Below are 14,782 nucleotides of genomic sequence, written 5' to 3' on the forward strand. Positions count from 1 at the left end.
AGGAGCGCCCGGTCGACGTGCCGCCGACCGCGTCGGAGGAGGTACACGTGGCGGTCCGGGAGCACGCACCCGCCGGGCAGGCGCACACACCGCGACCGGCGGGGCGCCCCGCACCGGACGCCGCACCGCGGCGCCGACGCCGTCAGTGGGGCGCCGAGCGCCCCCGGCCGCCGCTGCCCGCGGCCGAACCACCCGCGGCACCCCGTGCCACCTGGCTCGGCGGTCTGGCGATCGCCGCGACGGTCGCGGCCTGGGCGACGTACCTGGGCGCCACCGTGGCCGCGCAGTTCATCGACCACGGCGTGCGTGACGCACGGTTCATCGCTGAGACGGCGGCCTACGTCCTGGTCATGACCCTGCTGCTGTTCTCCTCGGTGATGTACCTCGTCGCGCGGCAGGGCGCGCTGTACCGCTCCCGGGACCACGTCCGAGTGCCCCGTGCGGAGATCGACGCGCACTTCGGCGCCACCCGACCCTCCCTGACCGTGCTGGTCCCCTCCTACGCGGAGGAGCCGGACGTGGTGCGCACCACGCTGCTGTCCACCGCGCTGCAGGAGTACCCGGGACTGCGCATCGTGCTGCTGCTCGACGACCCGCCGGAGCCTTCCGACCCCGAGGCCGCGGCGTCCCTGGCGGGTTGTCGCGACCTGCCGCGGGAGATCATGGACCTGCTCGCGGAGCCCTACGAGCGGTTCTCCGGGTCGCTGGTCACCTACGAGGCGGCCGCGGTGCAGGGCGGGCCCTCCGACCCGGACAGCCTGCGGTCGCTCGCCATCGACTACGCCTGGGCGGCCCGGTGGCTGCGGGACCTCGCCGCCGAGCAGCCGCGCGACAGCCATGTGGACGACTTCCTGGCCGACCAGGTGCTGGGTGCGCTCGCAGGCGATCTCGAGGTGACGTCCCGGGCGCTGTTCGCCGCGCGGGATGAGGGTGCATCGGTGCCGGCCGAGCGGCTGGCCCAGCTGTCCCGCCGACTGGTGTGGACGTTCGGCGCGGAGGTCTCCTCGTTCGAGCGCAAGCGCTACGTCAACCTGCCGCACGACGCCAACAAGGCGATGAACCTCAACGCCTACCTCGGCCTCATGGGGCGCACGGTCCTGGAGTCTCAGACCAGGATCGGGCGGGTCCTGCGCCCGTCGGAGTCGCCCGACGCCACGCTGGTCCCGGACAGCGACTACGTGCTCACCCTCGATGCCGACAGCATCCTGCTGCGCGAGTACTGCCTGCGGCTGATCCACCAGATGGAGCTGCCCGGCAACGAGCGGGTCGCCGTGATCCAGACCCCGTACTCCGCCTTCCGCGGCGCCTCGACGCGTCTCGAGCGCATCGCGGGCGCGACCACCGACGTGCAGCACATCGTGCACCAGGGCCTGACGCACTTCGACGCGACGTTCTGGGTGGGCGCCAACGCGGTGATCCGCAAGCCCGCGCTGGAGGACATCGTCGAGGTCAGCTACGTGCGCGGCCAGGAGGTCCGGCGCTACGTCCAGGACCGGACCGTCATCGAGGACACCGAGTCGAGCATCGACCTGGTCGCGAACGGCTGGAGCCTCGTCAACTACCCCGAGCGCCTCAGCTACAGCGCGACGCCGCCGGACTTCGGGGCTCTCGTGGTCCAGCGCGCACGGTGGGCGAACGGCGGACTGCTGATCGCCCCGAAGTTCTGGCGGCATGCGCGCCAGGCTCGCAAGGAGGGTCGTCGGCTGCGTCGCTCGACGGTGGCGCTGCGGACCACCTACATGGCCTCGATCAGCTGGGCGAGCCTGGGTCTGGTGTTCCTCCTGGTCTTCCCGTTCAACTCCACGCTGCTGAGCCCGATCCTCGTGCTCGCCGCGCTGCCGTACTTCCTGGCGATGGGCGCGGACTTCCACCGGCTCGGGTACAAGCGGACCGACGTGCTCCGGGTCTACGCCTTCAACCTGGTGCTCCTGGCCGTGAACCTCGGCGGAACGCTGAAGTCCCTGCAGCAGGCGGCCGCGAAGTCCAAGATCCCGTTCGCCCGCACGCCCAAGGTGGCCGACCGCACGGCCGCGCCGGCCACCTACGTCCTGGCCGCTGTGCTGATCGCCGCCTTCTCCTTCTACACGCTCGCCACGGCGTGGGTGGCGGGGAGCTGGTGGCATGCAGCCTTCGCGGCCTTCAACGGGGTCCTGACCACCTACGGCGTCGTCGCGTTCATCGGTGTGCGCAACGCCGTCGTCGACGTGGTGCTCGGCGCCGTGCACTGGGTGCGGGTGCCCGCGGAGCCCCCGGGCTCGAGCCGGGTGGACCGCGCGGGCCCAGAACCCGACTGGGAGGCGGTGCTCTACGTGGGTCCTGACGCGCATGACGTCGCGCCTCGGACGGCGGTCTCCGAGCTCGCGCCCGCGCGCCGGGGCGACACGCGGGCGAGGCAGCGATGAGCCGGCGCACGAGCCGCACCCGGCTCTCCCTCGTCCGCGTGCTCGCCCTGGTCCTCGCCGTGGCCGGCATGGGGTGGGTGGGCGCCCGGGCCGTCGGCGGCCTGGTGGCCCAGGCCGCCGTCCCGGGACGATCGGTGTTCGACGCGTACGTGGACGTGACCGCGACGCCCAGCTTCGCCTTCGAGACGCCCGAGGGACCGGCCCAGTCCAGCGTCGTGCTGTCGTTCGTGGTGGCCGACCCGGGTGCACCCTGCACGCCCAGCTGGGGGGGCTACTACACCCTCGACGAGGCGGGCAGCACGCTCGAGCTGGACCGGCGGATCGCGCAGCTGCGCTCGACCGGGGGAGAGGTCTCGGTGTCCTTCGGCGGCCAGGCCGGGACGAGCCTGGCCTCTGCCTGCACCGACGCCGGCCGGCTCCACGCCGCCTACCAGGCCGTCGTCGACCGGTATCGGCCCGCGTCGCTCGACCTGGACGTGGAGGGCGCGGCACTGAGCGACGCGGCCGGCGTGGCGCGCCGGGCCGCAGCGGTCAAGGCCGTGCAGGACGCGGCCTCCTCGGCGGGTGCGCCGCTGCCGGTGTGGCTGACCCTCCCGGTCGGGCGGGACGGCCTGACCAGCGAGGGCGTGCACGCGGTGCGGGCCATGCTGTCCGCTGGCGTCGACCTCGCAGGCGTCAACGGGATGACGATGGACTTCGGGGTCGCGACGTCCGCGTCCGCTCCGCTGTCCGACACGGTGCGCACCGCCGCGACCGCGCTGCAGCGCCAGGTCGCCACCGCCTGGGACGCCGCCGGGCGCCGGCTCTCCGCCGCCCAGGCCTGGAACCGGGTGGGTGTCACGGTGATGATCGGGCAGAGCGACGTCCCGACCGAGCGCTTCACGATCGCCGATGCGAACACCGTGGCCATGTTCGCGTCGACTCAGGGGGTGGGCCGGGTGTCGATGTGGTCACTGAACCGCGACGTGACCTGCGCCCCTCCGCTGCCCACGGTGCTCACCGTCGTGCAGACGTCGTGCAGCGGCGTCGACCAGCGCGGTCAGAGCTTCGCCCGGGCGCTGTCGGCGGGCCTGGACACCTTGCCGGCATCGGACGCGACGGCGACGGCCGCGCCCACGCCGGACCCGTCACCCTCGCCCGACGACCCAGCGACGAGCCCCTACCCGATCTGGGATCCGTACGGCACCTACCCGGGCGGCGCGAAGGTCGTCTGGCACCACAAGGTGTACCAGGCGCGGTACTGGACCAGCGGGGTCGCGCCGGACACCCCCACGGCCACCGCATGGGACTCCCCGTGGACCCTCCTCGGGCCTGTGATGCCGGGCGACACGCCGGCACCGCTGCCCACGCTGCCGACCGGGACCTACCCGCAGTGGGACCCCGCGACGGCGTACGTCGCCGGGGACCGCGTCCAGGTGGGGGACGTGCCTTACCAGGCGAAGTGGTGGTCGAAGGGGCAGAAGCCCGGCGTGCCGGTCAAGGGAGGTTCACCCTGGCTGCTGGTCTACCCGCAGCAGTGAGCGGCGACGGCCTCACGTGGTGGTGCGGTCGAGGTCGATGAGCGCGAGCCCCACGTCGGGCCGGCTGGTCTTGCGCAGCGCAACGGGGGTCTCCCGGACGATCACCTCGAGCGTCGGCCACACGTGGCCGGACAGCAGGTGACCGCCGCGCACCGTGCCGTCTGACAGCCCGAGCACCGCGTGCACGTGCACCTGCGGCTCGCCGTCGGACAGCGCGACGTCTCCCACCAGCGAGAGCACCTCGCACTGTTCGTCGACCTCGTTGCGGCGGTACTCCTGGCGCTCGCGGTCGTACCAGCCCACGGTCGCGTCCGTGAACGCCCCGACGGCGGTGATCTGCGCACCGCTGAGCCCCTGCTCGCGTGCGAAGTCGCTGAGCATCGCGAACGCCTCGTCGCCCTGGTCGGCCACCACCACGAACGTACGGCCGCCGGAGCCCTCGGTCTGGACCTCGTTCCACTTCATGGTTCGCCTCCTTCGCTCTCGAGGCTAGGCCGAGACGCCGGAGACGGCAGGTCGGGCCTCCGGCGCCCGCGCCCGGCGCGAGCCCAGGTGGCCGCACCTGTCCGGTGAGAGACCCGTGCCGGTGACTGCGTCAAGGCAGCACGAACCGCTCCTCGTCGGGTCCGGGCCTGCGCGATCGCTTGGCGAGCAGGCCGTGGTCGACACCCCACAGCACCGCCTGGCTCCTGCTGTCCACGCCGATCTTCCGGTAGGCCGACCGGATGTAGGACTTCACCGAGTTGATCGACAGGTGGGTGCGCCCGGCGATCGCCTCGTTGCTCAGGCCCTCGGCGATGAGGGCGACCACCTCCGCCTCCCGCTCGGAGAGCCCCTCGCTCCGCCCGGGCCACCGGCCGCGGGGGTTCTCGCCGGCCGGGGCGGGGAGCACGAGGCGCTCGCCCGCGTGGACCCGCTCGATCGCGTCGACCAGCACCGGCGCCGGGAGCCCTTTGGACAGGCAGGCTGCCGCGCCGCGGTCGATCCACGTCGCAGCGAGGGTGGCCTCCAGCGCCCACGTGTAGATGATCACCTTGGCGCGCGCCGGCCCGACCTGGAGCGAGGAGATGTCGAGGTGTTCGCCCTGCGGCTGGCCGAACGTGTCGTAGAGGACGACGTCGGCCGGCCGGGCCACGGGTGCGCCGCTGTCGAGCTCCACCAGCGCGACGCGCTCGGAGAACGGCGCGAGCATCTGCGCCAGGCCCTCGACCACGATCTCGTAGTCGTTGCGCAGGGCGACCAGCACCGGCGTGTCCGTCGTCACGTCGACACGGTACCCGGACGCCAGAGGCGGGAACACTCCGCTCGGCGCCGGTGGCGGACACCGCACGTGACGAGACGATCACACCCCCAGGGGTGTGGTCGCGCACCGACGTGTGGAGGAGGGTCGGGGGGTGAATGAGCGGCGTACCCACACGTGATCCGAGTTGCCTCCTTGCCGACGGCGCACCCCTATGTCGAACACCTCGCCCCACCTGCCACGGACCCGGACGACGGTGTCGTGCGGGTCCCCGTCCCCGGCGCCGAGCCGGGCCGCTGGGACATGCCGCACGAGCCGGTCGCCCGCTGGCTGATCGAGCACCGCAACGAGTACGACGTCGTACACCTGCACCTCGGTCTCGCGGAGCTGTGCGACGCTGCCGCGTTGCGTGCTGCGCTCGACGAGGCGGCGGCTCCACTGGTCCTCACGGTGCACGACCTGCCTACCGCGGGCCACCCCGACCCGGCCCGGCTCGCGGCCCAGCTCGCCGCGACGGTGCCGGCGGCCGACGAGCTCATCACGCTCACCGTCGGTGCGGCCCGGCAGCTCCTCGCCGAGTACGGCCGCACCGCCCACGTGCTGCCGCACCCGCACGTCGTGCCGGAAGCCCTGCTGTCCGCGCCCCGGGTGGCGCACGGCGGCTTCGTGCTCGGGCTCTACGTCGGGAGCCTCGCGGCGGGCGTTCCCACGGCGCTCCTCGACGAGGCCGTGCGGTACGCGACGGATCATCCGGGCGTGCGGGTGCAGGTCCACGCGAACCCCGACGTGATGGAACCGGCCGTGCTGGGGCAGGAGGCGATGGAACCGGCCGCGCTGGGGCAGGACGCGAGCGGGGCGGGCGTCGCAGGGGTGGCTGTGGCCCGATCGGGCCCCTCCGCGGAGAGCTTCGCGGACGCGCTTCGCCGGCGCGCGTCGCGCGGCGAGGTCGACCTCCGCATCCACCGGCCCTCCACGGTCGCGGAGGAGATTGCGGCGCTGTCGGATCTCGACGCCCTGCTCGTCTGGGATCACCGGGCGCACTCGACCTGGGTCGAGGCGTGCTTCGACCTCGGGGTCGAGATCCTGGTCCCCGACCGGGGGCACCAGGCCGAGCAGCGCCCCTGCCGGCGGATCGGCCCGGAGCCCGGCGCGCTCGGCTCCGCCCTGCAGGCGGCCATCGAGCCTCGGCAGGCAGAGCGCGCGACGGCCACCGCACGCCTCGACGAGCGCCGCCTCGTGGCCCTCGCGCACCGGGTGCTCTACGAGGCGGTGCTCGGCCAGGGGAGGCACACCGCGACCGACGCGCCCGCGCCATCACTGGGGGGACGATGACCGACAGGCAGCCCGTCTGGCAGGTCGAGCACGACCGGACGCAGCGCGGCGTCGCTGCAGCTCTGGTGCCGTACGGACTCACTCCGCAGGAGTACCTGGCGCTCTCAGCCGTCGTCGACGGCGAGGCCTGCCAGGGCGCCGAGCGGGCGCCGGACGTCGCCGTCGTCCCGACCGACCCGCTGCTCCGCGAGCTGGAGAAGCGGGGGTTGGTCGACAGCACGCCCGACGAGTCGAGCGGGGACCTGCTGCTGCACGTGCGGCCGACCGATGCCGGCTCCCGGATCGCAGAGGCCGCCGCCTCGGCCGTCGCCGATGCGGAGCGGCGCGCTCGCAGGTCGCCGAGCGCGGACTAGCGGCCTCCGGCTCTACGGCAGCTGTAGCCCGCGCCGCGCCGCCGCGGCGGCCTGATCCGTGGTCAGCACCCCGGTGGCGACGAGCCGACGCAGGACGTGCCCCTGGCGGGCCGCCGCGCGGTCCGGGTGCTTCAGCGGGTCGTCGGCGCTGGGTGCCTGCACGATCCCGGCGAGCACGGCGGCCTGCCCCCAGGTGAGCTGCGACGGTGCCACCCCGAAGTACCCCTGGGCGGCAGCGGGCAGTCCCCAGTAGCCGTGCCCGAAGTACACCGCCGACAGGTACATCCGCAGGATGGTCTCGCGTGAGTACGCGTGCTCGAGCTTGAAGGCGAGCTCGACCTGCTGGGCCTCCCGCCACGCGGCCGGTCCGGACGGCCGATACAGGTTCTTCGCGAGCTGCTGGGCGAGCCCCGCGCCGCCGACGTCACCGCGGCCACGCACGGTGGCCCACGCCACGCGACCCACGGCCACGGGATCCACCCCCGGTGTGCTCCAGAAGCGGGAGTCCTCGGTGGCGATCAGGGCCTGACCCACCCGGTCCGGGTTCGGGAGCGCCGTGAGCCGGGTCCCGCCGTGCGCGGCCATGATCGCCTGCACGCGTTGCGGTGCGTCGGCCACCGCCGGGGTCATGGGCCACAGGGCACCGACGGCCGCCAGGACGGCGAGCGCGATGGCGACCGGGACGCCGACCGCCGCGACCAGGAGCCGACGCCGACGGGTGCTCGGGACGCGGCGTCCTCGGATCGCCGGACGGCGCACGACCGCCCCGGGCGGGGCGGCGAGGTCGACGTGGGTGGGGCTCACGTCGTTCGACACTACGGAGCCGCGCTGGAAACCGCCTGGGGAGTGCCTGCAGGCCGCCCCGAAGCGCCTGCCTGCCCAGGACCTTCCGGTCGTCTGCACGGCGGCGGCCTCCGGCTCGTCGCCCTCAGGCGACTCCGAGCACGGCGAGCGCAGCGATCAGGGCGATGGAGACCGCCGTCGACAGGGTCAGGACGCTGCCCACGAACGCGGCCTGCCGACGGTGGTACACGGGGATCACGAACGGTGCGGGGAGGACGAAGAGCATGACCGCCGCCTTGGTGTGCCACGCGTCGAAGCCCAGTGCGGGCACCACGAGCAGCCCGAACACCAGGCCGAGCCCGAGCCCCACGAGGGTCCGCGCGGCCACCACGGTCACGATCGCGGGATCGCGGGGCACACCACCGGCCAGCGATGCGCCGATGACCAGGCACACCAGCGGCGTGGTCAGGCCGCCGATCGTGTCGAACACGGGGGCCGCGAAGCCGTCCGGACCGGACAGCGTGGCGGCCGGCCCGGGCGCGGCGAGGGAGAGCGTCAGACCCGCGGCGATGGCCCACAGCACCGCCGAGCGCGCGATGTCCCGCCACGGGAACGAGATCGCGCTCCCGCTCGCCTGGCGCTGCTCGAGCACGCTCATCTGCACGAGCAGGGCCGTGAACACGAACACGACCTGACCCATGTCCAGCGCGGCGAACGCCGCCAGCCGCTCATCGCCGTGCAGCGCGACGAACAGCGCGTAGCCGAGCATCCCGGCCTCGAACCCCTGGAACAGCAGCCGGGTCTCGGGGCGTGGCAGGCGCAGGGCTCGCGACAGGCCCGCCCCGATCACGCCCATCACGGCGCAGGCCGCGAAGACGGCGAGCGCCAGCACCGCGTTCCGACCGTCCGGGGCGAGCTGCAGGAAGGCGCGGAACAGCAGCAGCGGCAGCGTGAGCCGCGTGATGAGCGCCTTGAGACCGTCGACGGCCCGATCGCCCAGCAGCCCCCGCCGGGCCATGACGACGCCTACGGCGACGAGCAGGGCGATCGCCGTCAGTGACCCCGCCGCCTGCAGCACCTGTGCCCCTCGTCGCCCGTCGTCGGGCGCACGCTACTGGCAGCCGCGGGGGGCTTTCTGGGCCGTTCGCCGCGGGTGGCTCAGGACAGCTTCCGCTTGAGGATCTTCCCGGTCGCGGTGGTGGGCAGCGAGTCGACGATCTGCACGATGCGCGGGTACTTGTACGCCGCCATCTGCTCCTTGCTCCAGGCCACGAGCTCCTCGGGGGTCGCCGACGCACCCTTCGCGAGGATCACGTAGGCCTTGATCTCCTCACCGTGCCGCTCGTCCGGGACGCCGATGACCGCTGCGAGCGAGACGGCGGGGTGCGTGAGCAGCACCTCTTCGATCTCGCGTGGGTACACGTTGTAGCCGCCTCGGATGATCATGTCCTTGGACCGGTCGACGATGTAGTACCAGCCGTCCTCGTCCCGCCGGGCGAGGTCCCCGGTCCGGAACCAGCCGTCGTGCATGACCGCCGCGGTCTCCTCGGGCCGGTTGAGGTAGCCCTTCATGACGTTGTGGCCCTTGATCGCGATCTCGCCGACGGCGTCAGGGCCGCCCGTGATCTCGGTCCACGTGCCGGGCTCGATCAGCTGCATCTGCACGCCCTCGATCGGCAGTCCGATCGAGCCCACCCTCGGGCGCTGCCCGAGCCTGCTGAAGCTGGCGACCGGCGACGTCTCGGACAGTCCGTAGCCCTCGAGGATCGTGATGCCGAATCGCTGCTCGAAGCTGCGGTGCACCTCCACGGGTAGCGCCGCGCCGCCGGACACGGCGATCCGCAGGTTCTTCGCGATCGCGGAGACGTCCACGCCTTCGTCCAGGGCGCCGAGCAGGCCCCAGTACATGGTCGGGACGCCAGCGAAGAACGTGACCTGCGTGCTCAGCATGAGCTGCAGCGCCGCCTTGGCGTCGAACCGGGGCAGCATCACGACGGTGCCGCCGAACGCGCACGCGGTGTTCTGGATCACCGTCTGCCCGAACGAGTGGAACAGCGGCAGGACGCACAGGTAGACGTCCTGGCGCTGCGCGTCGGCGTCGAAGAGGCCGCCGCACGCCATCGCGTTGTCCAGCATGTTCCGGTGGCGCAGCTCGGCTCCCTTGGGCTGCCCCGTGGTGCCCGAGGTGTACAGCACGACGGCGGTGTCGTCCTCGTCGGTGTCCACCGTGTCGAACGTGGGCGGCTGGGAGGCCATGGCTCGCCCCATCGCCTCGGCGCCCTCGAGGGGGGACGCCGCGGCGGGGTCGGCGGTGATGACGAAGAAGTGCCGGCACTCCTCGACCTGGCCGAACCCGGCGTACCCCTCGGTGCCGATCGGCAGCTCGGGCGTGCCCTCGAAGCAGAAGTAGGCCGTGGCCCCGGAGTCGCGGAGGTGGTAGGCGACCTCCCGCCCCTTGAGCAGGACGTTGAGCGGCACCACGGCCGCGCCGGCCTTGAGGATGCCGAAGTACACGATGGTGAAGTAAGGGAGGTTCGGGCAGCTCAGCGCCACGGTGTCGCCGGGCTGGACGCCGCGGGAGACCAGCAGGTTGGCGACCTGGTTCGCGGCGGCGTTCAGCTGTGCGTAGCTGAGGCGGTTGTCACCGAGGACCACGGCGTCCCGGTCGGGGAAGCGCTCGGCGCTCGATTCGAGCAGGTTGGCCAGGTTGCCGTGCATGGGGGACCTCCACCGCCGTCGCTGGATGCGATCAACGTACCCAGCCCCCGCCCCGCCCGCGAGGGGTGCCCGCGCCCCGGCGTCCGCCCACTCCGCGAGGGGTGCCCGCGCCCCGGCGTCCGCCCACCCCGCGAGGGTGCCCGCCCTCCGGCGTCCCGTCCTGCCGCCGGGCTGCTGCGTGCCCGGTCGACCTTCTCCTCAGTCCAGCCCGATCAGGGGCGCGACGTCGTCAACCGCGCGCCCTCTGCCTGGTCCGCCGCCGCGATCCAGGCCGCGCCAAGCTCTGTCGCCTGCCGTTCGGCGCGCTCCTTGACCCCTCGCAGCATGTCGCGGGACATGACGAAGTCCGCGGGCACGACGGCGAGGTCGGATGTGAGCGTCAGCCACCAGGGCGCGGTCACCCATCGGGACCGGAAGTGGAACCGGGTGGTCCCGTCGGCCGCCGGCGTCAGGACGAAGGCCCAGGACCAGTCCGCGCTGGCGAACGAGCGCCAGCTCAGGGGCAGGTGTGTGGTGGAGTGCAGGACGAGCGCGCGCTCCTTCTCCAGGTGCTCGACGATCAGCCCGCACTTGCTCTCTGGCGGTCCGTCCGGGATGAACGTGCCCACCTCGATGTGCTGGAGCTCGGGAACGATCCGGTCCGCACTCGGCCCGTTCGCCGGGAACAGCAGCCGGTCGACCCATCGGGCCGTGTACCACCCGGCCCGCCCCCAGCCCATCTGCACGAGCCAGGGCCAGATCTGCTCCGGTCCGGCGTGCACGGTGATCGCGTGATCGGTCACCGCGGTGGGCCGCGCGATGATGTCGTCGCCGGGGAGCGAGGTCGCTCGCTCGCTCGGTGTGGACCCGTAGGTGCGCCCGAGCCGGTGTGCCGCGCTCCAGGTCGCCGCACCCCACGACACCGCGGCAACCCCGGCGACCACGGTCGCCTTCCTTCCCATCACGCCTCCCTGACGTCTGTCCCACCCCGGCCGCCTGAGGCGTGCCCACGCCGGAATGCTCCTGCCGCCGCGCGGCTGCGCGCATGAGTCGTTCGGCCCGGAGATCGCACGGCGCCGCCGCGAGCACGCCTCGGACCAGGGCGAGCGAGCGCACGCCCTTCAGGCCCGTCCGCGCACGAGATCAGCCGCACGGTGAGCAGGTGGATCCTCGAACAACGTGTCCGCAGGTGACCCGTCGCCTGGTGGCACGTCCACGCCCACGAGGGCGACCTCGCGCGGCGGTCCGCCGCCCCCAGGCGGTGTGCACACGCCAGGCTGTGCGGCGTCGCCTGGTGGTGCGGCGCGGCCCGGCGGGGCGCTGACGCAACGCCCGCCCCGCGTGGCGAATCGGTAGCGGGCGGGGTCGCCGAGCATCGGACCCCGGCTCGGAGGTCTGCTGAGCCTGACGATGTCCAGGTCGAGCTGGTGGACGACGTGGTGGTGATGCGAGCACAGAAGTACGCCGTTCTCGACCGACGTCCGCCCTTGGTGCCGGTCCCACCATCGGATGTGGTGCACCTCGCAGTACGCGGCCGGTACGTCGCACCCGTTCCAGGCGCACTGCCGGTCTCTGACGATGACGGCGCGGCGCTGCTGCCCGGTGTACAGCCGCTCGGTGCGTCCGAGGTCGAGGGGCACGCCGTCGGCCGACATGACGATCCGCCCCACCTCGCTGTCGCACAGCATGCGCGCGAGCTGTGACATCGCCAGCGGCGTCCCGTCCTCGAGCACCGCCGGTTCGACGGGGCGCCACCCGCCTTCGTCACCCGCCTCCCGGCGCTGCTGGGCGGCGCGGAGCTCGGCGAAGGTCTCCACAGGGACCAGGACCGACACGGTGGGCCGGTTGGACACCCCGGAGACGCGCGCGTCCGCAGCGTCCTGCGCGGCGTCCGGGAGGAGCTGTCCGCCGGGGGAGGTGCGCCGCGCGCGGACCCCGGCGGTGCCGGCGATCGCCCGCTCGGCGACCGCGACGAGCGCGTCCGCATCCGCCTGGGCCTTGGTCCGGTCACCGTCGGGCGCCTGGCCGGCGGCGGCGATCGCCGTCCGCAGCACCTCGGCCGAGAGGTGGTCGAGCCGTCCCTTGAGGTGAGTCCCGTCGGGCTGGCGGGAGAGCACGAGGAACCGCTCGCGGCGCTGGGCCTCCACCGTGCGCTCCAGCGTCTCGGGGTCGAAGGACGCGACGAGCCGCGCGGCCGACGCGCCGAACTCCCGAGCCGACTGCTGCTCCGCCATCCGCACCAGGCGGGCCTGGGTCTCGGGGCGGGCGAGCTCGGTGGTGGCGCGATCGCCGGCCGTGGCGGTCACCCGCGCCAGCGCGTCCAGGTGGGGGAGGGGGACGCGCCCATCGCCGACCGCGTCGGCGACGGCAGGCAGTGCCGTCAGCGTCTCGGCCTGGCGGACCTCGCGGCGGGCCTCGCCGAGGCCGGTGCGCGTCATCCTCGCGCGCGTCGCGATGAAGTCACGGTCGCCGGGGCCGACCGACCCCTGGCTGCGCTGCTCGGCGACGAGCAGCCCGGACCGCACCGTCGCGAGCGCTCCGGCGAGCCGGTCCAGGCGCCGCAGCGCGCCGCTGCGCTGCCCCCCCGACCAGCCGCCGCAGCCCGCGACGACGTCCCCGAGCGAGGTGGCCGCCGCGACGAGCTCGTCCAGTCGCGCGAGGGCCGCCGCCCCACCGGCCGTCGGCCGCGCGCCCCCTGGATCGAACATGTGTCTGGTGTCGCATAGCGTGGATATGTGGGCGGTAGCCTGGGCGGGTGGAGGTGCCGGTTTGCCCGCTGGGGCACGCGGGGGCTCGGGTCGTGCGCGCGGGTCGGTATGGGACGGCGGGTCACGAGCGTCAGCGGTGGTGGTGCTACCCCCGTTCGGGTGACCGTCACCGTTTCACGGAGCCGTTGCCGCGTGCGGTTCAACACGCCGCGGTCTGTGGTGAGTGCGCGACCCGGTTGGAGCCTTGGGAGGGTCAGCCGGGCGTGCGGCAGTACTGGTTCTCGGCGCGTGATGTTGCGCGGGCGCTGGTCAAGGTCGCGGGCGGGGCGTCCTACCGGGCGGCCAGCGAACAGGTGCGCAACTTCACCGGGCGGTCCCGCGTCCTGGAGAGCGCGCAGCGGCACGGGCAACTGGTGGCGGACTGGGTGGAGGTCTTCGGGCCGGTGATCGCCGCGGCCTACGCGCCGACGGCCTGGCCCGAGCACGTTGTGCTGGACAGCACGTCCTACCGGCACTCCCGGGCTAACGGGGGCACCCTCGCGTTCTCCGTGCTCGGCGCGGTCGGGTATGAGGGCTGGCAGCAAGAACGGCCTTGGGCGCTACGCGCGGTCCCGACCGAGAACCAAGACACCTGGTGGGACTTCCTGAACACCCTGGACGGCGCGCCCCGCGGGGTAGTCACGGACGGGTCCTCCGCGCTGGCCCGAGCACTGCTGCCCTGGCAGGCGACCGCACGCACGGAGGTCTTCCGCTGCGAGTGGCACCTGACCCACGCCCTCCTGGGGACCCTGCCACCCGAGGTCCGGAACGACCCCACCCACCCCCTGCAGGTCACCGCCAAGCGAGCCGTGCAAAGCGCAGGCACCTGGGCGACCTTCCGGGCGGCACTGGATACCTACGTCGGCCGCGGACAGGGCACCTACCCGGCCACCCGCGACTGGGTGCGCCGACACCAGAGGCTCATCGCCTGGCAGACGGGCGTGCCCACCACCGGGCCGCGCTCCAACGGCGCCGTGGAGCAAGTCCTGCAAGAGGTCCGCAAGCGCATCGGGCCCAGGGCCATGAACTTCACCAACCAAGCCCGCACGAACGCGCTCCTGGGTCTGTTCCTCGCCGACATGAACGGGCACGCCGATGAACGAGCCTGGGCCGACATCATTCGCGCCCACGCCGCCCAGACCGGTGGCTCACCCACCACCCGCCCACGCACCGTCAGCGACCACGGCAGGGCCTCCCTACGCGTGTGACGGAGAGGGTCAGCCGATGCGGCGACGAGACATCCGGACCTTCCACCAGTACCAGGGCCACGCCATACCGAGCGAGCACCAGAGGATGATCTTCCACTTCAGTCGCTGACCCTCGGTCAGGCCCGAGACGAAGACCGGCTTCGGCGGGCTCGGTATGGGCGCCGGTGCGGCGAGCGGCGCAGTCGCCTCGGCCCAAGCGGTGCCGTTCCAGTACCGCTGCTGACCAGGGGCTGACGGGTCCGGGTACCAGCCCGGCGCGAAGGTAGTCATGGGCGCCCTATCGGCACCCCCGCGGCCGGGCCGATAGAGAGAGCCTCCACGCCCCCGCGGAGGTGGCGATAGCGCCCTTCCGTATCCACGCTATGCGACACCCGACATGTGTTCGATGATACTCGCCATCGGGGCCCTGATCAAGGCTCTGACCTGCGGGAACATATCCACAGGCCACCTGCATGCGGCTCTTTCCACAGGCCGTGTCCGCTCGGCCTTCCCGACGCGGC

General features: G+C 73.1%; 13 protein-coding genes. 5 read left to right on the forward strand and 8 right to left on the reverse strand.

The annotated features are described in order from the left end of the window. Nucleotides 1-47: 47 nt before the first annotated feature. Nucleotides 48-2,402 (forward strand): glycosyltransferase family 2 protein, encoded by a 2,355-nt coding sequence (locus Q6348_RS07370; RefSeq protein WP_304600654.1) that lies wholly within the window; start codon nucleotides 48-50, stop codon nucleotides 2,400-2,402. Next, the gene (locus tag Q6348_RS07375) at nucleotides 2,399-3,922 is read left to right on the forward strand and encodes a carbohydrate-binding protein (RefSeq protein WP_304600655.1); all 1,524 of its coding nucleotides are present in this window, start codon (nucleotides 2,399-2,401) and stop codon (nucleotides 3,920-3,922) included. The genes Q6348_RS07370 and Q6348_RS07375 overlap by 4 nt, the downstream gene beginning before the upstream one ends. A gap of 12 nt (nucleotides 3,923-3,934) precedes the next feature. Here the strand turns inward: Q6348_RS07375 and Q6348_RS07380 are convergent, their stop codons facing one another. After that, nucleotides 3,935-4,387 carry a PPC domain-containing DNA-binding protein gene (locus Q6348_RS07380; protein ID WP_304600656.1) on the reverse strand — a complete coding sequence of 151 codons (453 nt, stop codon included), beginning with the start codon at nucleotides 4,385-4,387 and terminating at the stop codon, nucleotides 3,935-3,937. A gap of 130 nt (nucleotides 4,388-4,517) precedes the next feature. Beyond that, nucleotides 4,518-5,186 carry a response regulator transcription factor gene (locus tag Q6348_RS07385; protein WP_304600657.1) on the reverse strand — a complete coding sequence of 223 codons (669 nt, stop codon included), beginning with the start codon at nucleotides 5,184-5,186 and terminating at the stop codon, nucleotides 4,518-4,520. 237 nt (nucleotides 5,187-5,423) lie between these two features. Here Q6348_RS07385 and Q6348_RS07390 point away from each other — a divergent pair, with 237 nt between their 5' ends. Continuing rightward, a complete protein-coding gene (locus Q6348_RS07390; RefSeq protein ID WP_304600658.1) occupies nucleotides 5,424-6,494 on the forward strand; it encodes a glycosyltransferase in 1,071 nt (356 codons plus the stop codon). After that, the gene (locus Q6348_RS07395) at nucleotides 6,491-6,847 is read left to right on the forward strand and encodes a helix-turn-helix domain-containing protein (RefSeq protein WP_304600659.1); all 357 of its coding nucleotides are present in this window, start codon (nucleotides 6,491-6,493) and stop codon (nucleotides 6,845-6,847) included. The genes Q6348_RS07390 and Q6348_RS07395 overlap by 4 nt, the downstream gene beginning before the upstream one ends. 12 nt (nucleotides 6,848-6,859) lie before the next feature. Here Q6348_RS07395 and Q6348_RS07400 read toward each other — a convergent pair whose 3' ends face one another. The 5 genes from Q6348_RS07400 to Q6348_RS07420 all read right to left on the reverse strand — a co-directional run bounded on the left by Q6348_RS07400 (nucleotide 6,860) and on the right by Q6348_RS07420 (nucleotide 13,035). Beyond that, the gene (locus Q6348_RS07400) at nucleotides 6,860-7,651 is read right to left on the reverse strand and encodes a biosynthetic peptidoglycan transglycosylase (protein ID WP_304600660.1); all 792 of its coding nucleotides are present in this window, start codon (nucleotides 7,649-7,651) and stop codon (nucleotides 6,860-6,862) included. Between the two features lie 124 nt (nucleotides 7,652-7,775). Continuing rightward, entirely contained in the window at nucleotides 7,776-8,708 is a 933-nt protein-coding gene (locus Q6348_RS07405; RefSeq protein ID WP_304600661.1) for an AEC family transporter, read from the reverse strand. An 80-nt stretch (nucleotides 8,709-8,788) separates the two neighbouring features. After that, nucleotides 8,789-10,348: a long-chain-fatty-acid--CoA ligase gene (locus Q6348_RS07410; protein WP_304600662.1), complete on the reverse strand. Its 1,560-nt coding sequence runs from the start codon at nucleotides 10,346-10,348 to the stop codon at nucleotides 8,789-8,791. Between the two features lie 212 nt (nucleotides 10,349-10,560). After that, nucleotides 10,561-11,289 carry a hypothetical protein gene (locus tag Q6348_RS07415; RefSeq protein ID WP_304600663.1) on the reverse strand — a complete coding sequence of 243 codons (729 nt, stop codon included), beginning with the start codon at nucleotides 11,287-11,289 and terminating at the stop codon, nucleotides 10,561-10,563. Between the two features lie 159 nt (nucleotides 11,290-11,448). After that, nucleotides 11,449-13,035 (reverse strand): HNH endonuclease signature motif containing protein, encoded by a 1,587-nt coding sequence (locus Q6348_RS07420; protein WP_304600664.1) that lies wholly within the window; start codon nucleotides 13,033-13,035, stop codon nucleotides 11,449-11,451. Nucleotides 13,036-13,298: 263 nt separating this feature from the next. Between Q6348_RS07420 and Q6348_RS07425 the strand changes: the two genes are divergently transcribed. Then, nucleotides 13,299-14,282 (forward strand): transposase, encoded by a 984-nt coding sequence (locus Q6348_RS07425; protein ID WP_304600665.1) that lies wholly within the window; start codon nucleotides 13,299-13,301, stop codon nucleotides 14,280-14,282. Nucleotides 14,283-14,291: 9 nt separating this feature from the next. On the opposite strand, the gene Q6348_RS07430 is transcribed toward Q6348_RS07425, so the two are convergent. Further along, the gene (locus Q6348_RS07430; RefSeq protein WP_304600666.1) at nucleotides 14,292-14,552 is read right to left on the reverse strand and encodes a DUF2510 domain-containing protein; all 261 of its coding nucleotides are present in this window, start codon (nucleotides 14,550-14,552) and stop codon (nucleotides 14,292-14,294) included. Nucleotides 14,553-14,782: the final 230 nt, after the last annotated feature.

The organism is Actinotalea lenta, from assembly GCF_030586465.1.
In the GTDB taxonomy this organism is placed as follows: domain Bacteria; phylum Actinomycetota; class Actinomycetes; order Actinomycetales; family Cellulomonadaceae; genus Actinotalea; species Actinotalea lenta.